Annotated in this window: 20 protein-coding genes; 13 read left to right on the top strand and 7 right to left on the bottom strand. The window is 74.3% G+C overall.

The genetic code is table 11. The annotated features are described in order from the left end of the window. The first annotated feature begins 45 nt into the window (after positions 1-45). The 5 genes from ACN267_RS19265 (at position 46) to ahcY (ending at position 5,442) form a co-directional block, all read left to right on the top strand. Entirely contained in the window at positions 46-231 is a 186-nt protein-coding gene (locus ACN267_RS19265) for a Trm112 family protein (RefSeq protein ID WP_088642951.1), read from the top strand. Continuing rightward, positions 228-1,424 (top strand): SIS domain-containing protein, encoded by a 1,197-nt coding sequence (locus ACN267_RS19260; RefSeq protein WP_204956547.1) that lies wholly within the window; start codon positions 228-230, stop codon positions 1,422-1,424. Before ACN267_RS19265 ends, ACN267_RS19260 begins: the two co-directional genes overlap by 4 nt. Further along, positions 1,421-2,428: a cation diffusion facilitator family transporter gene (locus ACN267_RS19255; protein WP_204956548.1), complete on the top strand. Its 1,008-nt coding sequence runs from the start codon at positions 1,421-1,423 to the stop codon at positions 2,426-2,428. The genes ACN267_RS19260 and ACN267_RS19255 overlap by 4 nt, the downstream gene beginning before the upstream one ends. 2 nt (positions 2,429-2,430) lie before the next feature. Beyond that, complete coding sequence (manA, locus tag ACN267_RS19250; protein ID WP_421489298.1) at positions 2,431-3,666, top strand: mannose-6-phosphate isomerase, class I; 1,236 nt, start codon at positions 2,431-2,433, stop codon at positions 3,664-3,666. A 288-nt stretch (positions 3,667-3,954) separates the two neighbouring features. Then, a complete protein-coding gene (gene ahcY / locus ACN267_RS19245; RefSeq protein ID WP_204956550.1) occupies positions 3,955-5,442 on the top strand; it encodes an adenosylhomocysteinase in 1,488 nt (495 codons plus the stop codon). 111 nt (positions 5,443-5,553) lie between these two features. On the opposite strand, the gene ACN267_RS19240 is transcribed toward ahcY, so the two are convergent. Next, a complete protein-coding gene (locus ACN267_RS19240) occupies positions 5,554-5,712 on the bottom strand; it encodes a hypothetical protein (RefSeq protein ID WP_204956551.1) in 159 nt (52 codons plus the stop codon). Positions 5,713-6,003: 291 nt separating this feature from the next. On the opposite strand from ACN267_RS19240, the gene efeU reads away from it, so the two are divergent. The 3 genes from efeU to efeB are packed head-to-tail and all read left to right on the top strand — an operon-like array spanning position 6,004 to position 9,495. Then, entirely contained in the window at positions 6,004-6,981 is a 978-nt protein-coding gene (gene efeU / locus ACN267_RS19235; protein ID WP_421489297.1) for an iron uptake transporter permease EfeU, read from the top strand. Between the two features lie 32 nt (positions 6,982-7,013). Further along, positions 7,014-8,144, top strand: a complete 1,131-nt coding sequence (gene efeO / locus ACN267_RS19230; protein WP_421489296.1) for an iron uptake system protein EfeO — start codon at positions 7,014-7,016, stop codon at positions 8,142-8,144. Between the two features lie 49 nt (positions 8,145-8,193). Further along, complete coding sequence (efeB, locus tag ACN267_RS19225) at positions 8,194-9,495, top strand: iron uptake transporter deferrochelatase/peroxidase subunit (protein ID WP_421489295.1); 1,302 nt, start codon at positions 8,194-8,196, stop codon at positions 9,493-9,495. Between the two features lie 12 nt (positions 9,496-9,507). Here the strand turns inward: efeB and ACN267_RS19220 are convergent, their stop codons facing one another. Continuing rightward, complete coding sequence (locus tag ACN267_RS19220; RefSeq protein WP_307820938.1) at positions 9,508-10,497, bottom strand: RDD family protein; 990 nt, start codon at positions 10,495-10,497, stop codon at positions 9,508-9,510. Positions 10,498-10,538: 41 nt separating this feature from the next. Between ACN267_RS19220 and ACN267_RS19215 the strand changes: the two genes are divergently transcribed. Continuing rightward, positions 10,539-11,579, top strand: coding sequence for a stage II sporulation protein M (locus ACN267_RS19215; RefSeq protein ID WP_281900354.1), 1,041 nt, complete (start codon positions 10,539-10,541; stop codon positions 11,577-11,579). A gap of 10 nt (positions 11,580-11,589) precedes the next feature. Here ACN267_RS19215 and ACN267_RS19210 read toward each other — a convergent pair whose 3' ends face one another. The 5 genes from ACN267_RS19210 to ACN267_RS19190 are packed head-to-tail and all read right to left on the bottom strand — an operon-like array spanning position 11,590 to position 16,745. Beyond that, positions 11,590-12,900 carry a DUF58 domain-containing protein gene (locus ACN267_RS19210; RefSeq protein WP_204956556.1) on the bottom strand — a complete coding sequence of 437 codons (1,311 nt, stop codon included), beginning with the start codon at positions 12,898-12,900 and terminating at the stop codon, positions 11,590-11,592. Continuing rightward, positions 12,897-13,886, bottom strand: a complete 990-nt coding sequence (locus ACN267_RS19205; RefSeq protein ID WP_145918022.1) for an AAA family ATPase — start codon at positions 13,884-13,886, stop codon at positions 12,897-12,899. The genes ACN267_RS19210 and ACN267_RS19205 overlap by 4 nt, the downstream gene beginning before the upstream one ends. Continuing rightward, the gene (locus ACN267_RS19200) at positions 13,883-15,307 is read right to left on the bottom strand and encodes a DUF4350 domain-containing protein (protein WP_421489294.1); all 1,425 of its coding nucleotides are present in this window, start codon (positions 15,305-15,307) and stop codon (positions 13,883-13,885) included. Before ACN267_RS19200 ends, ACN267_RS19205 begins: the two co-directional genes overlap by 4 nt. Beyond that, positions 15,304-15,903 carry a DUF4129 domain-containing protein gene (locus tag ACN267_RS19195; protein ID WP_204956557.1) on the bottom strand — a complete coding sequence of 200 codons (600 nt, stop codon included), beginning with the start codon at positions 15,901-15,903 and terminating at the stop codon, positions 15,304-15,306. The genes ACN267_RS19200 and ACN267_RS19195 overlap by 4 nt, the downstream gene beginning before the upstream one ends. After that, positions 15,900-16,745, bottom strand: coding sequence for a hypothetical protein (locus ACN267_RS19190; protein ID WP_204956558.1), 846 nt, complete (start codon positions 16,743-16,745; stop codon positions 15,900-15,902). Before ACN267_RS19190 ends, ACN267_RS19195 begins: the two co-directional genes overlap by 4 nt. 216 nt (positions 16,746-16,961) lie before the next feature. Here ACN267_RS19190 and mtrA point away from each other — a divergent pair, with 216 nt between their 5' ends. The 4 genes from mtrA to ACN267_RS19170 all read left to right on the top strand — a co-directional run bounded on the left by mtrA (position 16,962) and on the right by ACN267_RS19170 (position 21,957). Beyond that, positions 16,962-17,651 carry an MtrAB system response regulator MtrA gene (gene mtrA / locus ACN267_RS19185; protein WP_067306208.1) on the top strand — a complete coding sequence of 230 codons (690 nt, stop codon included), beginning with the start codon at positions 16,962-16,964 and terminating at the stop codon, positions 17,649-17,651. 91 nt (positions 17,652-17,742) lie between these two features. After that, complete coding sequence (mtrB, locus tag ACN267_RS19180) at positions 17,743-19,422, top strand: MtrAB system histidine kinase MtrB (RefSeq protein WP_281903216.1); 1,680 nt, start codon at positions 17,743-17,745, stop codon at positions 19,420-19,422. Next, the gene (locus tag ACN267_RS19175) at positions 19,419-21,242 is read left to right on the top strand and encodes an LpqB family beta-propeller domain-containing protein (protein WP_281900341.1); all 1,824 of its coding nucleotides are present in this window, start codon (positions 19,419-19,421) and stop codon (positions 21,240-21,242) included. Before mtrB ends, ACN267_RS19175 begins: the two co-directional genes overlap by 4 nt. A 7-nt stretch (positions 21,243-21,249) precedes the next feature. After that, positions 21,250-21,957, top strand: a complete 708-nt coding sequence (locus ACN267_RS19170; protein WP_421489293.1) for a ComF family protein — start codon at positions 21,250-21,252, stop codon at positions 21,955-21,957. Positions 21,958-22,129 lie beyond the last annotated feature (172 nt).

The raw sequence follows: 22,129 nt of genomic DNA, 5'->3' as shown, positions 1-22,129 counted from the left end.
GCACCGCCGACCGGCACAGACCACACACGTGGAAGGAGCCGCGCCGTGGCCCTGGACCCGCAGTTGCTCGAAATCCTCGCCTGCCCGGACACACACCACGCACCGCTGGACTACGACGCTCAGGCCCAGACCCTCACCTGCACGCAGTGCGGTCGCATCTTCGAGGTGCGCGACGACGTGCCGGTGCTGCTGCTGGACGAGGCTCGTGGCGGGCCGGAGGCGCAGCGGTGATGGAGGGAACGGCCGGCGTCAGCGGCCGGCGGGTGGCCGACGAGTCGATCCTGGACGACCCGGAGGCGGTCGCCGCCCACGATCCGGGCGGCATGCTGCGTTTCACCGCCTCGGCCGGGGCCCAGGTGCGGGAGTCCGCCGCGCTGGCCGCCGAGGCCAACCTGGCGCTGCTGGAGGACGAGGGCCGCCCGCGTGCTGTCGTCATCGCCGGCATCGGCACCGCCGGGCGGACCGGGGACGTGCTGGCCACGGTCGCCGGGCCGCGCTGCCCGGTGCCGGTGATCCCGCACCGCAGCGCCGGGGTGCCCGGTTGGGTCGGCGCGGCCGACGTGGTGATCGCGGTCAGCGCGTCCGGCCGTAGCCCGGAGGCGTTGGGTGCCGCCGAGGCCGCGCACCGCCGGGGTGCCCGGCTGGTCGCGGTCGGTGCGCCCGACTCGCAGTTGCAGTCGGTGGCCGAGCGGGCCCGCGCGCCGTTCATCCCGGTGCCCCGCCGCGCCCCGGCCCGGGCCAGTCTCTGGGCGCTCACCGTGCCGGTTCTGCTCGCCGCCCGTACGCTCGGCCTGGTGAAGGTCAACGAGGCGGATCTGGCCGAGACGGCGGCCCGGCTGGACGCCGACGCCGACCGGTGCCGGTCGACCGCCGAGTCCTTCGTCAACCCGGCGAAGTCGCTGGCCCTCGGGCTGGCCGGGTCGATTCCGATCGTCTGGGGTTCGTCCCCGCTGGCCACCGTGGCGGCCCGCCGCTTCGGTGACACGCTGTCGGCCAACGCCCGTTACCCGGTGGTCGCCGGGGCGCTGGGTGAGGCCGGTCGGGGCCGGGTCGGCCTGCTCGACGGTGTCTTCGGCGGCCTGGTGGAGTCGACCCGGGACATCTTCGCCGATCCGGGGGAGGCCGAGCCCGATCCGACCCGGCTGCGGCTGGTGCTGCTGCGTGACGGTGGCCTCAACGCCGACGACGACACCGACGAGCCGCTGGCCGTCGAGGAGCGTCGCGCCGACGCGGTGCAGACCCTCGCCGAGCGGCGCGGGGTGCGTTGCGACGTGGTCACCGCCGAGGGCGGCTCCGCGCTGGAACGGCTCGCCTCCCTCGTCGCGGTGCCCGACTTCGCGTCGGTCTATCTTGCCCTGGCCCATGGGCTGGACCCGATGGCCGTTCCGGCCGTCACCGAGATGAAGGAGCTGTCGAACCAGTGAGCGCGAACGGCGGTACCAAGGCGATCATCGCCGCCCTGCTGGCGAACGTCGGTATCGCCATCACCAAGTTCATCGCGTTCCTGCTGACCAGCTCGTCGTCGATGCTGGCCGAGTCGATCCACTCGGTGGCCGACTCGGGCAACCAGGCGCTGCTGCTGCTCGGCGGTAAGCGGGCCAAGCGGGCGGCCACCCCGGAGCATCCCTTCGGGTACGGCCGGGAGCGCTACATCTACGCGTTCATCGTGTCGATCGTGCTGTTCAGCCTCGGTGGTCTGTTCGCGCTCTACGAGGCGTGGCACAAGGCGGCCGACCCGCACCCGATCACCTCGTGGCAGTGGGTGCCGGTGGCGGTGCTGCTGGCCGCGATCGTGATGGAGGGCTTCTCCTTCCGCACCGCGATCAAGGAGTCGAACCACACCCGGGGCAGCCAGTCCTGGGTGAACTTCATCCGTCGGGCCAAGGCGCCGGAGCTGCCGGTGGTGCTGCTGGAGGACTTCGGCGCGCTGGTCGGCCTGGTGCTCGCGCTGTTCGGTGTGGGGATGACGCTGATCACCGGCAACGGCATGTGGGACGCCGCGGGCACCGCGATGATCGGCGTCCTGCTGGTGATCATCGCGATCGTGCTGGCGATCGAGACGAAGAGCCTGCTGCTCGGCGAGGGTGCCGACCCGGGCGACCTGGCGACCATCGAGCGGGCCGTCACCGACGGTCCCGAGGTCGAGCGGATCATCCACATGAAGACGCTCTACCTCGGCCCGGAGGAGCTGATGGTGGCCGCGAAGATCGGCGTGCCGGCCTGGGAGAGCGCGGAGGAACTGGCCCGGGGCATCAACGCGGTCGAGGCGCGGATCCGGGCGGCCGTGCCGATCGCCCGGGTGATCTATCTGGAGCCGGACATCTACAGCGTCGCCGCCGAGCGGGCGGGCACCGGCACGGCCGCGCCGACCGCCGCGGCACCGGCGTCGGCTGGGTCGAGTGAGGTGGCCGGGCGGGCCGGAGGCTGACCGTGGAACTGCTGCACGGGTCGATCCGCGACTACGCCTGGGGGTCCCGCTCGGCGCTGGCCGAGTTGCAGGGGCGACCGGCGCCGACCGACGGCCCGGAGGCGGAGCTGTGGCTGGGTGCCCATCCGGGTGGCCCGGCCACGGTCGACCGGGACGGCGAGCGGGTCAGTCTGACCGACCTGCTGGTGGCCGAGCCGGACCACTGGCTCGGCGAGCAGCAGGTCGGCCGGTTCGGCACCCGGCTGCCGTTCCTGTTGAAGGTGCTCGCCGCGGAGGCCCCGTTGAGTCTCCAGGCCCACCCCGACGCCGAGCAGGCCCGCGCCGGCTACGCCGCCGAGCAGGCTGGGGTCGAGCAGGCTGGCGTCCAGCCGGCCGGTGCCGGGCGGGCCGGTGACGGGTGGGTCGACGGGATGGCGGGGCCGGGGCAGGGGCCGCGCAACTACGTCGACCCGTACCACAAGCCGGAGTTGCTCGTCGCGTTGACGCCGTTCGACGCGCTCTGCGGGTTCCGGGATCCGCAGCTGTCGGCGACGGCGTTGGCCGGGTTCGGCGTACCGGAGCTGTCGCCTGTGGTGGCCGCGCTGCGGGCCGGGCCGGCGGGGCTGCGGGAGGCCGTACGTGTGCTGCTGACCTGGCCGGACGCCGAGCGTGCCGGGCTGATCGGGGCGGTGCTCTCGGCGGACGCCGCCGGGCCGGACGCGGAGCTGGCCCGGGACCTGGCGATCCGCTATCCGGCCGATCCGGGGGTGCTGGTGGCGCTGCTGCTGCACCATGTGCGGCTGACGCCGGGGGAGGCGATCTGGATGCCGGCCGGCAACCTGCACGCCTACCTGAGCGGCACCGGTGTGGAGATCATGGCGGCCAGTGACAACGTGCTGCGCGGCGGGCTCACCCCGAAGCACGTGGACGTCGACGAGTTGCTGCGGGTGCTGCGGTTCGAGGTGCTGGACGATCCGGTGCTCGTCGCCCGGCCGGTGACGCCCGGGGTGGTCTGCTGGCCGGTTCCGGTGGACGACTTCGCGCTGCACCGGGTGACGGTGGACGCGGCCGGGCCGGAGGTCCGGCTGGCGCGGCCCGGCCCCCGGGTGGTGTTCTGCCACCAGGGCAAGGTCGGGGTGGACGACGGGGAGGGCGCGGTGATGCTCGGCCCGGGGCAGGCCGCCGTGGGCACGGCCGCGGGTGCGGCGCTGGTGCTGTCCGGTACGGGCACGGCGTTCGTCGCGACCTGCGGCGGTTGACGGTACCGCGGGACCACCTGCGCCACGCCACAAGTCCGACTTTCCCGAATTGCTTGACCGATCCGTGTCTCACGGTAATCTCATGAGTACGCAGCGTTGTCGCGACGAAGGTCCGGCGGCGCGCGGGGGTAACCAAACCGGGGGGATGCACGGGGCGGCCGGCAGGTGGACGGAGGTTTCGTCCCACGCCGACCGCCCCGTGCGCTGTCTCCGGACGGCCCACCGTGCGCCGCGAGGAGGCGGGCGTAAGGTTGATGGTCGCGCAGCCATCGTTCGACAGGAGCCTTCATGACCAGCACCCTCCCGGCGTCATCCAGCGACGCCCGGCCGGCCACCCTCGCCGAGGGCGACTACAAGGTGGCGGATCTGTCGCTCGCCGAGTTCGGGCGCAAGGAGATCCGCCTCGCCGAGCACGAGATGCCCGGCCTGATGGCGATCCGCCGCGAATTCGCCGACGCCCAGCCGCTCGCCGGCGCCCGGATCACCGGTTCGCTGCACATGACCATCCAGACCGCCGTCCTGATCGAGACGCTGGTCGCCCTCGGCGCGCAGGTCCGCTGGGCGTCCTGCAACATCTTCTCCACCCAGGACCACGCCGCCGCGGCGATCGTGGTCGGCCCCGAGGGCACCCCCGACGCGCCGTCCGGCGTCCCGGTCTACGCCTGGAAGGGTGAGAGCCTCCAGGAATACTGGTGGTGCACCGAGCAGGTGCTCGCCTGGCCGGACGGGCAGGGCCCGAACATGATCCTCGACGACGGCGGTGACGCCACCCTGCTGGTGCACAAGGGCGTCGAGTTCGAGAAGGCCGGGGCCGTCCCGGCGGTCGAGACCGCCGACTCCGAGGAGTACGCGGTCATCCTTGAGGTGCTGCACCGCAGCCTCGCCGAGGACAACCAGCGCTGGACCCGGATCGCCGCCGGCATCAAGGGCGTCACCGAGGAGACCACCACCGGCGTGCACCGGCTCTACGAGATGCACCGGGCCGGCACCCTGCTCTTCCCGGCCATCAACGTCAACGACTCGGTGACCAAGAGCAAGTTCGACAACAAGTACGGCTGCCGGCACTCGCTGATCGACGGCATCAACCGGGCCACCGACGTGCTGATCGGCGGCAAGATGGCCGTCGTGCTCGGCTACGGCGACGTGGGCAAGGGCTGCGCCGAGTCGCTGCGCGGCCAGGGCGCCCGGGTCGTGGTGACCGAGGTCGACCCGATCTGCGCGCTCCAGGCGGCGATGGACGGCTACCAGGTCGCCACCCTGGAGGACGTGGTCGAGCAGGCCGACATCTTCATCACCGCGACCGGCTGCTTCGACGTCATCACCAACGAGCACATGGCCCGGATGAAGCACCAGGCCATCGTCGGCAACATCGGCCACTTCGACAACGAGATCGACATGGCCGGCCTGATGAAGCGCTCGGACGTCACCCGGGAGAACATCAAGCCGCAGGTCGACGTGTGGCGCTTCGACGACGGCCACGCCATCATCGTGCTGTCCGAGGGCCGCCTGCTGAACCTGGGCAACGCCACCGGCCACCCGAGCTTCGTGATGTCGAACTCGTTCGCCAACCAGACGATCGCCCAGATCGAGCTGTTCACCAAGACCGACGAGTACCCGGTCGGCGTCTACGTGCTGCCCAAGCACCTGGACGAGAAGGTCGCCCGGCTGCACCTGGACGCGCTCGGTGCCCGGCTGACCGAGCTGACCAAGGAGCAGGCGGCCTACCTGGGCGTCTCGCCCGAGGGCCCGTTCAAGCCGGAGCACTACCGCTACTGAGCGACGCGGACACAGGAGGGGGTCGGTCACGACGTGGCCGGCCCCCTCGCCCGTAGGCGGGTCGGACCGCAACCGGGGCGGCCGGGTCGGGGCGTGCCGGGGCCGGTCGGGTCAGGACGGGCCGGGGCCGCGGCGGGTCGGGCGGACCCAGGTCCACACGCACCAGGCGAGCCAGGCCACGGAGACGGCCAGGGCCAACGGGCGCAACCGCAGGGCGCTGAGGACGGTCACCAGCGCGAGGACGGCCAGCCACGGGCCGAAGCCCCTCACCGGTGCCGTCCCGGCCGACGGTGGCGTGGCCCACACCGGCCTGGTGCGGGGGCGTGTGCGGGACGGCGGGCGGGGATGCGGGGCGCGTCGTTCACGGGGCGTCCTGTCCTGGGGGTATGCCGCATCCTGCCACGTCGGGCGGCGGGGCGGCATCCCCGGCCGACGGGTCCGGGCCGACCGTCCCGACCAGGGTGAAGCTGTCAAGAACGACTTGACTGAACCCCCGATCGGGAGGAAGGTATGGCTGCCCTAAGTTGCCTGAGGCAAGCCTGACCACGACACGGAGCACCGATGTTCGCCACGTACCTGATCGGCCTGCGGGAGGGCCTGGAGGCCACGCTGGTCGTCAGCATCCTGGTCGCCTTCCTGGTCAAGTCGCAGCGCCGGGACCGGCTGCCGCAGGTGTGGGCCGGTGTCGGGCTCGCCGTGGCGCTCTCGGTGCTGTTCGGCTGGCTGATCGAGTACACGTCGACCTCGCTGCTGGCCCGGTCGGAGGACCGGGAGCTGTTCGAGGCCGTCACCTCGGTCGCCGCCGTGGTCTTCGTGACCTGGATGATCTTCTGGATGCGACGGGCCGCCCGGACGATCGCCGGTGAGCTGCGCGGCAAGCTGACCGAGGCGCTCGCGGTCGGCTCGCTCGCGGTCGCCGGGATGGCCTTCCTCGCGGTGGTGCGGGAGGGCCTGGAGACCGCGCTGATCTTCTACTCGGCGGCGCAGAGCGCGACCGGTGGCACCGGCTCCGGGCCGCTGCTGGCCCTGATCGGCGGCATCGCCACCGCCGTCGGGATCGGCTTCCTGCTCTACCGCAGCGCCCTGCGGATCAACCTGTCCACGTTCTTCACCTGGACCGGCGCGCTGCTGATCCTGGTCGCCGCCGGCATCCTCAAGTACGGCGTGCACGACTTCCAGGAGGCCGGGGTGCTGCCGGGCCTCAACGACCTGGCCTTCGACATCACCGGCGTGCTCGACCCCAACACCTGGTACGCCGCCCTGCTCGCCGGGATGTTCAACGTCACCGCCGCGCCGAGCGTGCTGGAGATGCTCGCCTGGGTGGCGTACGCCGTACCGGTACTGGTGCTTTTCCTGCGCCGGCCGGCCGCCCCGGCGAAGCCCACCCCGGCCCCCGCCACCGACGGCCCCTCGGCCCCCGCCGCCGACCCCACGACCACCGGCACCGACGGCCCCACGGCCACCGCCGCCGACGGCGACGCCACCGTCGCGCCGGACGGCCCCGCCACCGCGCAGCCGGCCGGGTCGCGCCGCGCCTGATCCACCGCCCTCTCCAAGGAGACAAGCAAACGATGCGTACCACCCGTTTCCTGGTGCTCGCCGCCGTCGGCGCGCTGGCCGTCACCGGTGTCACCGCCTGTGGCAAGGGCGAGCGGCAGGACGCCGGAGCCGCCAACACGGTCAAGGTCAAGGCCACCGACAGCGTGTGCGAGGTCGACGTCACCGAGTTGGACGCCGGCCAGGCCACCTTCACCGTGACCAACTCCGGCAGCAAGGTCAACGAGTTCTACGTCTACGCCGCCGGTGACCGGGTGATGGGCGAGGTGGAGAACATCGCCCCGGGGCTCAGCCGGGAACTGCGGGTGGAGCTGCCGGCGGGGACGTACGAGACGGCCTGCAAGCCCGGGATGAGCGGCCGGGGCATCCGGGGTGCGCTGAAGGTCAGCGGCACCGCCGCGACGGTGGCCCCGGACGCCGCGCTGACCGAGGCCACCGCCAGCTACCAGCGGTACGTGACCAGCCAGACCGCCGCCCTGCTGACCAAGACCGAGGAGTTCGTCACCGCCGTCAAGGCCGGCGACGTGCCGAAGGCCAAGGCCCTCTACCCGGTGGCCCGCACCTACTGGGAGCGGATCGAGCCGGTCGCGGAGAGCTTCGGCGACCTCGACCCGAAGATCGACGGTCGGGAGGAGGTCATCGAGGAGGGCATGGAGTTCACCGGCTTCCACCGGATCGAGAAGGACCTCTGGACCACCGGCGACATCAGTAAGGACGGTCCGATCGCCGACCGGCTGCTGGTCGACGTCAAGGAGATCGTGAGCCGGGCCAACGCCGAGAAGCTCACCCCGCTCCAGCTCGCCAACGGGGCGAAGGCCCTGCTCGACGAGGTGGCCAGCGGCAAGATCACCGGCGAGGAGGAGCGGTACTCGCACACCGACCTCTGGGACTTCAACGCCAACCTGGAGGGCTCCAAGGCGGCCGTCGCCGCACTGCGGCCGGCGCTGGAGCAGCGCGCCCCGGAACTGGTCGCCCAGCTCGACAAGGAGTTCGCCAACGTGGAGGCGGCGCTCGGCAAGCACCGCGACGGCGACGGCTGGAAGCTGCACACCCAGCTGAGCAAGGCCGACCTCAAGGAGCTGTCGGACAGCATCAACGCCCTCGCCGAGCCGGTCAGCAAGGTCGCCGCCGCCGTCGCCCGATGACGACGGGTCAGCACGGCCGTCGTCCGGCCGGTCCCTCCCAGGAGAGTCGATGAGCGAGCAGAACAGCACCGCCGGCCGGGGACGCCGCCGGCTGTCCCGCCGGCGGGCGATCACCCTCGTCGGGGTCGGTGCCGCCGGGGTGGCCGGGGTGGCTGCCGGAGCGGGCGCGCTGGCCCGCGACGGCGACCGGGCCGCCGCGTACGACGGGGCCGCCGGTGCGGTGCCGTTCCACGGTGAGCACCAGGCCGGGATCACCACCCCGGCCCAGGACCGGCTGCACTTCGTCGCCTTCGACGTGATCACCAAGGACCGGGACCGGCTGGTCGCGATGCTCCAGGAGTGGACGGCCGCCGCCGCCCGGATGACCGGCGGGAAGGACGCCGGGGTGATCGGTGCGGTCGGCGGTATGCCGGAGGCCCCGCCGGACGACACCGGCGAGGCGCTGGGCCTGCCCCCGTCGCAGCTCACCCTGACCGTCGGCTTCGGCGCGACGCTGTTCCGCGACGCGCAGGGCCGGGACCGGTTCGGCATCGCCGGCCGCCGCCCCGCCGCGATGGCCGACCTGCCGCACTTCGCCGGGGACGCGCTGCGCCCGGAGATCTCCGGCGGCGACCTGTGCGTGCAGGCGTGCGCCAACGACCCGCAGGTGGCGGTGCACGCCATCCGCAACCTGGCCCGGATCGGGATGGGCGTGGTCAGCGTCCGCTGGTCGCAGCTCGGCTTCGGGCGTACCTCGTCGACGTCGCGGGACCAGGCGACCCCGCGTAACCTCTTCGGTTTCAAGGACGGCACCGCCAACCTCAAGGCCGAGGACGCCGGGCTGCTGCGCGAGCAGCTCTGGGCCCAGCCCGACGACGGCGCGGACTGGATGACCGGCGGGTCCTACCTGGTCACCCGCAAGATCCGGATGCAGATCGAGACCTGGGACCGTAGTTCGCTGGCCGAGCAGGAGCAGATCGTCGGCCGGACCAAGGGCGGCGGAGCACCGCTGGGCCGCCGCGACGAGTTCGACGAGCCGGACTTCGCCGCGAAGGGCGACGACGGCCAGCCGGTGATCGCCGTCGACTCGCACGTGCGCCTCGCCCACCCCACCCTCAACGACGGTGCCCGGTTGCTGCGCCGGGGCTACAACTACGTCGACGGCTCGGACGGGTTGGGCCGGCTCGACGCCGGGCTGTTCTTCATGGCCTACCAGCGGGACCCGCGCCGACAGTTCGTGCCGATCCAGACCCGGCTGGCCCGCAACGACGCGATGAACGAGTACCTGCGGCACGTCTCCAGCGGCCTGTTCGCCTGCCCACCCGGGGTCCGCGACGCCGCCGACTGGTGGGGTCGGACCCTGTTCGGCTGACCGGCGTACCGGTCAGGCCGGGTGGTCCGGCGACGCCGACCGGAGCGCCGGCGCGGCCGGTCGTACCCCGGCCGGGGCGGGTCGGTCGGCGGCAGCCGGCGCGACGACGGCGGGGGTGGCCGGGTCGGGCCAGAGGGCGGCGGTGAGCGCCCGCTGGTGGCGCAGCCGCAGCGAGCCGCGCCGGTTGCGTTCGGCGAGCACCGCCGCCAACAGCAACGGCTCCGGTACGCCCGGCGGCGGCGTCGGGGCGGTCACCGCCGCCACCTCGCGCCACAACTCCCGGGCCAGCCGGCTGCGGTGCGGCTCGACGATCTGCTGCCCCCGGGTCAGGTACTGCCGTACCGCCAGGGCCAGCGCGTCGTCCAGCCGGGTCAGGTCCAGGGTGGCGGCCCAGCCGGCCAGTGGCGCGACGATCGCCGGGGCCGGCCGCCAGGGGTACGTGGTGCGGGTATGCACCACCATCGTGCCGGCCACCAGGTCACCCAGCCGTCGGCCCCGCGGGTCGGTCAGCATCACCGTCGCCCCGGCCACCCAGCTCAGCAGCGGCAGCACCAGCCCCGGCCACTCCACGGCCGCCCCGACCAGCGCCCGGGTCAGCGACTGACGCCACTGCACCGGGCCGCCGTCGGCGCTGACCACCCGCAGCCCCACGGCGAGCTTGCCGGGCGTCCGGCCGTGGTTGAGGCGTTCCCACAGCACCGGGTAGCCGACCACCACCAGCACCAGGCCGAGGGTCTCCAACGCGCCGGTCAGTGCCCGGTCCACCACCTGGTCGGGGAGCACGATCAGCACCAGCGGGGTCAGCGTCAGGGCCAGCAACGCCGCGCAGAACAGTTGCCCGACGACGTCGATCAGCAGCGCCAACACCCGGGAGCCGAGCCGTGCCGCCCGCACGTCCAGCGCGACGGCCTCGCCGCTGACCAGCCCCGCGTCCGCCCAGCGTCCCGCCGGGTCGACGCCGGCCGGGACGGTGCCGGCCGGCACCGGTGGTTGCGCGCTCACCCGGACAGTGAACACTATGGTCGCCGGACGGGGGAGGACCAGTGGATCTCGACGCGTACGTCGCCGAGCACAGCCACGAGTGGCGACGGCTGGAGCTGTTCTGCGACCGTCGCCGGCTCGACGTCGACGAGATCGACGAGATGATCGTCCTCTACCAGCGCACCGCCACCCACCTGTCGGCGCTGCGCAGCCGGGCACCCGACCCGGCCCTGGTCAGCCGGCTCTCCCAGCTCGTGCTGCGGGCGCGGGCCCGGATCACCGGCCGGCAGCGGGCCTCCTGGTCGGCCGTCGGGCGGTTCCTCACCGTCGGCTTCCCCGGCGCGGTCTACCGGGCCTGGCCGTGGTGGTGCGCGGTGGCGACCGGGTTCAGCCTGCTCAGCGGCTTCCTCATCTGGTACGTGGCGGGCAACCCGGACACCGCCGCCGCGTTCATCGGCCCGGATGCCGCCGCCGACCTGGTCGACTCCGGCTTCGCCGGCTACTACACCGAGTTCGCCGCGCCGACCTTCGCCTTCCACCTGTGGACCCACAACGCCTGGATCGCCGCCCAGTGCCTCGCCGCGGGGGTGCTCGTGGTGCCGGTGCTCTACCTGCTGTGGCAGAACGCGCTGAACATCGGGGTGGTGGGCGGCGTGATGGTCTCCTACGGCCGCTCCGACGTCTTCTTCGGACTGATCACCCCGCACGGGCTGCTGGAGCTGACCGGGGTCTTCGTGGCCGCCGGGGTGGGGCTGCGGACCGCCTGGGCGTGGATCTCGCCGCCGGAGCACCTGGGCCGGGGCCGGGCGGTCGCCGAGGCGGGCCGGTCGGCGATCCTGGTGGCGGTGGGCCTGGTCGGGCTGTTCGCGGTCTCCGCGCTGCTGGAGGCGTTCGTCACCCCGGCCCCGGTGCCGGTGGCGCTGCGGGTCGCCGTCGGCGCGGCGGTCTGGCTGGGCTTCTTCGCCTACGTGGTGCTGCTCGGCCGCCGGGCGGTCGCCGCCGAGCGGGCACCGGCCGAGCGGACCGACCCGTGGCTGGCCGAACTCTGGCCGTCGACCGATCCCGCCCGCGCCTGGCACCCCACCTCCCGCCCGCCCCGGTGACCCGCCCGGGTCAGAGCTGACCGAGGGCCTTGAGCCGCAGGTAGGTGTCGGCCAGGGCCGGGGCGAGCCGGTCCGCCGGGGCGTCCACCACGGTCACTCCGTACCGGCCGAGGACGGCGCGGACCCGGTCCCGCTCGGCGAGCGCCCGCCAACCGGCCGCGGCGGCGTAGGCGTCCTCGGGGCGTACCGGCGGGGCGGTGGTCAGCGCGGTGAGCACCGGGTCGTGCACGGCCGCCACCACCACCCGGTGCCGGGCGGCCAGCCGGGGCAGCACCGGCAGCAGCCCTTCGGCGAGCGCGCCCGGCTCCAACGCGGTCAGCAGCACCACCAGGCTGCGCCGCCGGTGCCGGCGCAGGATCTCCGCGACGATCAGGTCGAAGTCGGTCTCCACCAGCGCCGGGTGCACCGGCGCGAGCGCGTCCACCAGCCGGTGCAGCAGGTCCCGCCGGCCGGTGCCGGTGACGGTGGCCCGGATCGTGGCGTCGGCGGCCAGCAGGTCGACCCGGTCGCCGGCGCGGGCGGCCAGGGCGGTCAGCAGCAACGCCGCGTCGATGGCGGCGTCCAGCCGGGGTACGTCGCCGACGCGTACCGCCGAGGTGCGGCCGGTGTCCAGCACGCACACCAACCGCCTGTCGCGCTCCGGCCGCCAGGTGCGGACCAGCACGTCGGAGCGGCGGGCGCTGGCCCGCCAGTCGATCGAGCGGACGTCGTCGCCGACCACGTACTCGCGCAGGGTGTCGAACTCGGTGCCCTGGCCCCGACCCCGGGTGACCTGGGTGCCGTCGATGACCCGCAGCCGGGACAGCTTTTCCGGCAGGTGCCGCCGGGAGTCGAACCGGGGCAGCACGCGCAGCGTCCAGCCGGGGGTGGCGGGTCGCCCGGCCCGCTGCCGGAACGCCAACCCGAGCGGCCCGAACGACCGCACCGTCACCGTCACCGCCGGCCGGTCGCCGCGCCGGGTGGGGGTGAGCCGGTTGGGCAGCACCAGCACCCCGCCCGGCCCGACCCGGGACACCCGGTCCGGCGGTACGTCCGGCCGGGCCCCCGCCGACGGCACCCACCCGTCGCGCACCTGGGCGCGCAGCGTACGGCCGGAGGTGTTGGCCAGGCGCAGCGTGACGGTCGCGCGGTGGCCGAGCCGGACGGCCCGGTCGCCCTCCCGGTCGAGGGTGAGCCCGTGCAGCGGGGCGGCGAGCGTCCAGTCCACGGCGGTGAGCAGCAGCACGACGGCGGTCATCACGGCGACGGCGGGCACCGGGTCCGGCCAGAACGGCAGGGTGGGCACGCCCGCCAGCAGCAGGACGGCCGCCCGCCAGGTCATCGCGGGGTCGGCACGGTGGCCAGCACCGTGTCCAGCACCGCGTCGACCCCGACCCCCTCCAGTTCCACCTCGGGGCGCAGCCGCAGCCGGTGCCGCAGCGTCGGCCGGGCGGTGGCCTTCACGTCGTCGGGGGTGACGTGGTCGCGGCCGGCCAGCCAGGCCCACGCCTTCGCCGTGCTGAGCAGCCCGGTGGCCCCCCGGGGCGACGCGCCCAGCTCCAGCGCCGGGGTGGCCCGGGTGGCCCGGCACAGGTCCACGATGTAGCCGAGCACCGGCTCGGCCACGTGCACCCGGCCGACGGCCTCCCGGGCGGCGGCCAGGTCGGCGGCGTCGGCCACCGGGCGTACGCCGGCCGCGCCGAGGTCACGCGGGTCGAACCCGGCGTGGTGGGCGCGCAGCACCCCCAGTTCCTCGTCCCGGTTGGGCAGCGGCACGGTCAGCTTGAGCAGGAACCGGTCCAGCTGCGCCTCGGGCAGCGGGTAGGTGCCCTCGTACTCGACGGGGTTCTGGGTGGCGGCCACGATGAACGGGTCCGGCAGCGGCCGGCGGGCGCCCTCGACCGACACCTGGCGCTCCTCCATCACCTCCAGCAGCGCCGACTGGGTCTTCGGTGGCGTCCGGTTGATCTCGTCGGCGAGCAGCAGGTTGGTGAAGACCGGCCCCTCCCGGAAGGTGAACGCGGCGGTACGCGGGTCGAAGATCAACGATCCGGTGACGTCGCCGGGCATCAGGTCGGGGGTGAACTGGACCCGCTTGGAGTCCAGGTCCAGGGCGGTGGCGACGGTACGGATCAGCAGCGTCTTCGCCACCCCGGGCACCCCCTCCAGCAGGACGTGGCCCCGGCAGAGCAATGCGATCACCAGGCCGGTGACCACCGAGTCCTGACCGACGACCGCCTTGGCCACCTCGGTGCGCAGCCGGTGCAGGGCGGCCCGGGCGTCGTCCGGGCCGGCCGTGGGCTCGGCGGTGGTGGCGGGTCGGGTCACCGGGGGTCTCCTTCGGTCGGGCGGCCGGGCGCTGCCGCCACGGTACGGGTCAGCCGGTCCAGCGACCGGGCCAGCTCCAGCAGTTCGGCGTCGGTCTGCGGGGCCGCGCCGAACAGCAGCTCGTGGATCTGCTCCGGGGTACCGCCGGCGGGCCCGGCCACCCGGGCCGCCACCTCCGTCGGCCCGAGCGTCGCGGGTAGGTCGAGCCGGCCGCGCAACCGCCCCAACGCGGCGGTCCGCAGGGTCGCGGCGGCCGGGCCCCGGGCACGGGCCCGCTGGTAGAGCCGGGCCCGCCCGAGCACGGTCTCGGCGGAGCGGACCTCGACGGGCAGCGGCTCGGTCACCGGCGGGCCGAGCCGGCGGGCCCGCCAGAGCACGATCAGCAGGGCGACCAGGGCGAGCTGGAGCAGCAGCGCCCAGAACCAGGGCGGGAACGCGTCCAGCAGCGGATGGTCGTCGGGCGGTGGGGGACCGGCCGAGTCGGGGGCGTCCCCCGAACCGTCGCCGTCGCCGGTGGCGGGGCCGGGGCCGCCCGGACCGCCCTCGCCGGTGCCGTCGCCGTCGTACCCGGTGGACCCGCCGGGGGTGGGTGACCAGGCCGGCTCGCCGGTGCCGCCGGGACGGCCGAACGTGGGGGCCGGTGCCGGGCCGTCCAGGTCCAGCCAGACCACCCGGCCGTGGACGCCGAGCAGGCCGGTGCCGAGCGCCTCGTTGCCGTGTTCGGTGATCCGGTCGTTGCGGAACGGGTCGCTGGCGCCGATCACCACCACCTCGGCCCGGCCGGGCAGCCGGACCAGGCCGTCGGCGTAGCAACGGTCGACGGCGGCCGCCGTGCCGGGTGCGGCGGCGTACCGCTGGAGCACGGCGGCGGCGACCCCGGCCCGGTCCGCCTCGGGCAGCGCGCAGGGCCGGCCGTCGGCCGTCGGCCGGACCGCCCTGGTGGCCCAGCGGCGGTCGGTCGGCACCAGCGGCAGGCCGGCGGATTCGAGCACCCGGCGGGACGGGTCGACGAGGACCAGTCGCCGACCGGCCGGCAGTTCGCCGAGCGCGCCGAGGGTGTCGGGGTGCAGCAGCTCCGCCGCCGGGACGAACAGGGTGGCCGGGCCACGGTCGAGGCCGAGCAGGGCGGGCAGCAGGTCGGTCTCCCGGGTGACGGTGACGCCCCGGGCGCGCAGCGCGTCGGCGAGGCGGGCGCCCCCGTCGTCGTCGGTGGCGACCGGGGAGAGGAAACCGGGTTCGGTCGGGTCCGGCTGGTCCAGCGCGTGGGCGCCGATCGTGCCGGCGATCAGGGCGGCGGCCAGCGCCAACGGCACGATCACCCGGTGCCGGCGTCGACGCCGACGCACCGCCGGTGCCGGGCCGCCGGGACCCGTCGGGGCCGGTGCCGGGCCGGCGGTCGTCGGGGTGGCCGGGCCGGTCACGGTGTGCCCCCGTCAGGTGGTGGGGCGGCCAGCGCCCGGTCCAGGTCGTCGGCGAGTTCCCGCATCCGCCGGTCGTGGTCGGCGGCGGCCGGGCGCTGGGCGTACCACAGCTCGGTGAAGATGGCCCCGGCGGCGCGCATCGGCGGGTCGACCGGGGGCCGGGCGCGGGCCGCCGCGTCGGTCAGCTCGGTGACGGTCATCCCGGCCCGGGGGGCCACCGCACCGACCGCGACCAGCCGGCGGATCATGGCACGCAGCCGCTCCCGGACGGCTTCGGCGTACCGGCCCTCGGCCGCCAGCCGGTCGGCCAGGGAACGCGCGGCGTCGGCCGGGAGGTCGTCGTCGGCGGTACGGGGGCGGGGCAGCGTCACCGCGCCCGGCCCGTCGGCCGTGCGGCGTCGCCGCCGGGGCAGCCGCCACCGGGGCCATCGGAGGCGGGGCAGCCGTAGCCGGGGCAGCCGGCGGGGCACCCAGGCCGGGAAGTGGTACCAGGCGAGCGCGACCACCCCGGCCAGCAGCACCACCAGCAGCGCCAGCAACGGCAGCGGCAGCACGTCGCCGAGCGCGGCGACGGCCTCCGTCCACCACCGGCTCACCGCTCGACCGCCGGCAGGCCGGCCGCGACGAGCCCGGCGGGGGTACGGGCGAGCTGGATGTCCAGCCCTTCGGTGCGCATCCGGGTGTCGAGGTGGATCACCGCGTCCAGGCAGGCCAGGGCGGGGTAGGCGACGCTGTTCACCGTGCCGAAGGCGAGCATGGCGGCGGCGACCCGCAGGTCCGGGTCGGCCAGGTCGACCAGGTGCAGCGACTCGACACCGAAGAAGAGGCCCAGGGCCAGCCCGACCCGCAGCACCCACCAGCCGAGGTAGCCCAGCAGCCGGACGGCGGCGGCCCGGCCGCGTACCGCGACGCGGGCCGCCCGGGGCACCGCCGACACGCCTGGCACCCGGTCCAGCACCACCGCTGCGGCGACCGAGCCGAGCAGCCCGTAGCCGACCAGCCAGGCCGGGCCGAGCAGCGCCGCGGTCAGCATCAGCAGGCCCACCGCCGGGGCGAGCAGCAGGGTGACGCCCCAGCGGGCACCGGCCGGGCGGAGCAGTTCCGCCACCGTGGCCCGGCGGCCGAGCAGTGCCGCGCCGGCCGCCCGCGCGGCCGGGTTGCCGAGCAGCAGGACGAGCACCGCCTCGGTGGCGGCGCCCACCGCGAGCAGTTGCCACCACAGCGGGAACACCCCGTTGTCGCTCCACCACACCGGGGGCAGCGCGTCGGCGAGCCGGCGCAGCGGGTACAGCAGCAGTTGTTCACCGGCGGCGAGCAGGACGCCCAGCGGGATCAGCACCCGGCCCTGGGCGCGTAGCAGCAGGACGGCGGAGTCGAGCAGTTCGCCGACGGTGAGCGGACGCCGGGGGAGCACGGTGGTCGGGCCGACGTCGGGCACGCGTACTCCTGCGGATGGTGGCTGGCGGGCGGCGACCTGCCCGGGGATCATGGTGACACGGCACGACCGGCCGGGTGGACCCGCCGTGCGGCCCAACGCGATGCGGTCATCGGGGCAGATATCGCGCGTGGGACGTGCGGTGGCACCTCTCCCGGCAGTACCGTGCCATCCAGACGCCGATCCCACCAACTGAACGGGGATGGAAACATAAACCCCATGAGAGCCCGGGTACTGGTGGTCGACGACGACCCCGCGCTCGCCGAGATGCTCGGCATCGTCCTGCGCAGCGAGGGCTTCCTGCCCTCCTTCGTCGCCGACGGGGAACGGGCGCTGGCCGCGTTCCGGGACAGTCGCCCCGACATCGTACTACTCGACCTGATGCTGCCCGGAATGAGCGGTATCGACGTGGCACGGGCGATCCGTGGCGAATCGGGCGTGCCGATCGTGATGCTCACCGCCAAGAGCGACACCGTCGACGTGGTGCTCGGCCTGGAGTCCGGCGCCGACGACTACGTGGTCAAGCCGTTCAAGCCCAAGGAGCTGGTGGCCCGGATGCGGGCCCGGCTGCGTCGGGGTGAGGACGTGGCACCGGAGATGCTGACCATCGGCCCGCCCGGCAACCAGATCACCATCGACGTGCCGGCGCACACCGTCAGCCGCGACGGTGAGGAGGTGAAGCTGACACCGCTGGAGTTCGACCTGCTGGTCGCGCTCGCCCGCAAGCCGCGTCAGGTCTTCACCCGGGAGGTCCTGCTGGAGCAGGTCTGGGGCTACCGGCACGCGGCGGACACCCGGCTGGTCAACGTGCACGTGCAGCGCCTCCGCGCCAAGATCGAGCCGGACCCGGAGCGGCCGGAAATCATCCTGACCGTGCGGGGCGTGGGCTACAAGGCGGGCACCGGATAGCCTGGGTCGCACCGTGACCAGTGCACCCGCCCACACCCCCGAGCACACCGCCGGCTGGCGTCCCGCCGCGCGGGCGCTGCGGCGCGTGCTGGTGGGCCGCGCGCTGCGGGTGACCGCCGGTGTGCGCCAGACCTGGCGACGGTCGTTGCAGGTCCGGGTGGTGACCATCACGCTCGTGGTGTCCAGCCTGCTGGTCGGCGGCTTCGCCTACCTCATCGCTGACAAGATCACCAACATCCTGCTCGACAACGCCGAGACCGACGTCCTGCTGCGGCTGCGCAACGGCAGCGACTACTCGGCCAAGCAGTTCTTCCTCTACAGCCAGCCCCAGGAGGCGCAGCTCCAGGACACCATCGAGGGCACGGTCAACTACCTGGCCGGGGGCGACCCACAGCAGACCAGCGGGGTGGTGGTCGCGATCACCGCCGACAACTACGCCGGCATCATCGAGACCCGCACCTCACCGGCGATGGACGTCCGCCCGCTGGTCAGCCGGGAGTTGCGGGCCGCCGTCGCCGACGGCAAGGTGGCCCACCAGATCCGCACCGGACGACTCGCCGGCGAACGGACGAAATACCTGGTCTACGGCTCCCCGGTGCCGACCCGCTTCGGCCAGCTGGAGCTCTACTATCTCGTCCCGCTCAACCGGCAGGACGCCACCGCCGCCGACGCACGGGCCACCGTGCTGGCCACCGGGGTGGCCCTGGTGCTGCTGCTGGGCCTGCTCGCCGCCCTGGTCACCCGGCTGGTGGTGACCCCGGTCCGGGTCGCCGCGCGCACCGCCCAACGGCTCTCCGCCGGCCTGCTCGACCAGCGGATGGTGGTCGACGGCGAGGACGACCTCGCCCTGCTCGCCGCCTCGTTCAACCAGATGGCGACCAACCTGCAACGGCAGATCCTCCGGCTGGAGGAGATGTCCCGCCTGCAACGCCGGTTCACCTCCGACGTGTCGCACGAACTGCGGACCCCGCTGACCACCGTCCGGATGGCCGCCGACCTGATCTTCGCCGAGCGCGACGAGTTCGACCCGGCGGTGGCGCGCAGCGCCGAACTGCTCCAGGCGGAGCTGGACCGGTTCGAGGAACTGCTCACCGACCTGCTGGAGATCAGCCGCTTCGACGCCGGCTTCGCCATGCTCGACTCCGAGCCGACCGACCTGGTGCCGGTGGTGCACCGGGTCGCCGACCGCCTCGCCGGGCTGGCCGAACGGGTCGGCGTCACCATCGAGCTGGCCGTGCCGACCACCCCGGTGATCGCCGAGGTGGACCCGCGCCGGGTCGAGCGGGTGCTGCGCAACCTGGTCGGCAACGCGGTGGAGCACGGCGAGGCGAAGCCGGTGGTGATCACCCTCGGCGTCGACCAGACCGCCGTCGCGGTCACCGTCCGCGACCACGGTGTCGGGCTCAAACCGGGCGAGGAGAAACTGGTCTTCAACCGGTTCTGGCGGGCCGACCCGTCCCGGGCCCGGCAGACCGGCGGCACCGGGCTGGGCCTGTCGATCAGCCTGGAGGACGCCCGACTGCACGGCGGCTGGCTGGAGGCGTGGGGCGCTCCCGGGCAGGGCGCCCAGTTCCGGCTCACCCTGCCGGTGCGCTCCGGGGACCGGCTCACCACCTCGCCGCTGCGGCTGGTGCCCGCCGACGCCACCCTGCCCTTCGGCGGCCCCCGCGACGGCGACCTGCTGGCCATCGGCCCGGCCGGCGGAGGTGCGCTGGCCATCGGCCCGGGCCCGACCGCCGGCACCGACGAGCGCGCCCGGGCCCGGTCGTGAGCCGGCTGCGTGCCCTGGCCGGGCTGCTCTGCGCCGCACTGCTGGCCACCGCCGCCGGCTGCGGCATCCCCGACCACACCGACGTCCAGGTCGACGGCTCCGGACCGGCCGTCTCGGCGGGCGCGTCCAGCTTCGGTCGGGGCGAACCCCCCACCCGGACGGCCAGCGGCACCGACCGGGAGACCTTCGTCCGCAACTTCCTGTCCGCCGCAGCCGGCGAGCCCGAGCGGGCGTACGCCCGGGTCAAGCAGTTCATCGCCCGGGAGGACCGCAACCGGCTCGCCGAGAAGCAGGGCAGCGAGGTCGCGATCAACGTGGTCCGGCTGACCGAGGACCCGGTGATCACCGAGAACGCCAGTGGGCTGCTCACCGTGCGGGTGCCGGTGCAGCAGGTCGGGGTGCTGCGGGCCAACGGCGTGCTCGGCCCGCCGGTGGTGACCGACACCGAGTACCAGTTCTCGCTGCGGGGCTCCGCCGAGCCGGGGGAGGGTACGGAGGCCGGCGGCTACTACGTCACCGACCCGCCCTCCGTGCTGCTGCTGGACGCGCTCGCCCTACAGCTGTACTTCCAGCCCCACACGGTCTACTTCTGGAACTCCGACGCCACCCGGCTGGTCGCCGACCAGCGCTACCTGCCGCTGGCCGTGCCGACCGAACGGCTGGTCAGCGAGGCGGTCAAGTGGCTGATCGCCGGGCCGTCGGAGTGGCTGCGGCAGGGGGTGAGCGGCCTGCCTGACCGCACCGCCCTGATCAACAACGCGGTCAAGACCGACGGCCGGTGGGAGGTCAACCTCGACCTGCCCGGCGACGACCGGCGCAAGCTGGAGAAGCTCGGCATCCAGTTGGCCTGGTCGCTGTCCGACCTGAACGGGCCGCTCCAGCTCACCACCCGCAACCAGTCCCGGGTGACCATCGACGACCTGGCCGCGCACCGCCTCGCCAACCCGGTCTACCCGCTCACCGAGGGGCCGCAGCGGTTCACCGTCTACGCCGGGGCGATCCACCCGCTCGTCTTCGAGGCCGAGGCGATCGGCACCGTGCCGATCCGCACCGAGGACAACCACGACATCGTCTCGGCCGCGGTGCGACGGGCGGCCGGGGAGAAGACCCTCGCCGCCCTGGTCACCGCCGCCCCGGGCGGCCGGCAGCGGCTGGTCACCGGGTCGGGGGCGGCACCGGTGCCGGTGATGACCCCGGCGACGCAGACCTTCACGGCGATCGGCCGGCCGGTCTGGCTGCGTCCGCTCGGCACGGCCCAGCCGTACGGGCTGGTGGTGGCCGACGGGCGGCTCTACCGGTTCGACGACCGGGCCCGGATGGTGCCGGTGCCGGTGGGTGTGGCGGGCCAGGTCACGGCGGTGGCCGCCTCGCTGGACGGGCACCGGATCGCGCTGGTCGTCGGTGGCCGGCTCTGTCTCAGCGCGGCGAGCCTCGACGGCGGGGTGGTCTCGCTCGGCCCGGTACGCCAGGTCGCCACCACGCTGACCGACCTGTCGGCGGTGGACTGGGCGCAGGAGAACACCCTGGCCGTGGCCGGTTCCACCAACCGTTCCGCCGTGTACGAGGTGGGCGTGGACGGGGCGCTGCAGACCGCCCTGGTCACCGACGTGGGCGCCCGGGTGACCCACCTGTCGGTGTACCCGGCCAACCCGACGTACGTGCTGCCGACGGTGATGATGATGTACGAGGCCAACGGGGTCGCCTACCGCTACCGCTCGTCGTCGGCCGAGACGATCCGCAGCGAGCAGGTGCTGGATGCGCCACCCCCGCCCGCCGGTGGCCGGGCGGGCAGCCCGACCGCGCCGTTCTTCCTGTTCTGAGCCGGCCGTGCCGGACGTGGGCGGGCTCTGGGCCGACCTGACCGATCTGGTCTTGCCGACCGGGTGCGCGGGGTGCGGCCGGCGGGACGCGCGGCTGCGGCAGGGCTGCTGCCCGCAGTGTGTACGCCGGCTCGCCGCGCTGCGCCCGGTGCCGGCGCGGCCCACCCCGGCCCCGCCCGACCTGCCGCCGTGCCACGCCCTCGGCCCGTACGCGGGACCGCTGCGGGAGGCGCTGCTGGCGTACAAGGAACGGGGTCGGCACGGGCTGGCCCGGCCGTTGGGCGGGTTGCTGGCGGAGGTGGTGGCGGCCTCGGTGGGCCAGGCCCGGCCGGTGCTGCTGGTGCCGGTGCCGGACCGGGCGGCGGCGGCCCGGGAACGCTATGGCGACCACCTGACCCGGTTGGCCCGGCACGCGGCGGCCCGGTTGCGGCGGGCCGGCTGGGACGTGCGGACGGCGGTGCCGGTGCGGGCGTTGCCCCGGCCGGATTCGGTGGCGCTGGACCGGGCGGGTCGGGCCGCGGCGGCCCAGTCGGCGTTCCGGCTGCGGCCCGGTTGGGCCGGGCGCGGTGCCGGCGGCCGGGCGGTGGTGGTGCTGGACGACATCCTGACCACCGGGGCGACAGTGGCGGCGGTGAGTCGGACTTTGCGGGCGGCGGGAATGACGCCATACGGAGCGGCCGTGCTGGGTGCAACGCAAAAACGGCGGCACCGGTGACGCTTCGTGTTTCTGTTTCACCCCATGGTGTTGGTTGCTGTTAATTCTCTGAGGGTTTCCCGCAACCGGGGGTGACTGTCAGCCGTACAGGAGTTAGCGTTTTCGTGTCGGGGGTAGGAAGGTTTCCCACCAGCCCCCGACGGTGGAAGGAGGCGTAGCCGTACCTGACCGG

Origin of the sequence: Micromonospora sp. WMMD734, assembly GCF_049178975.1 — a bacterium.
Taxonomy (GTDB): domain Bacteria; phylum Actinomycetota; class Actinomycetes; order Mycobacteriales; family Micromonosporaceae; genus Micromonospora; species Micromonospora wenchangensis.
This window is presented reverse-complemented; position numbering and strand designations above follow the sequence as displayed.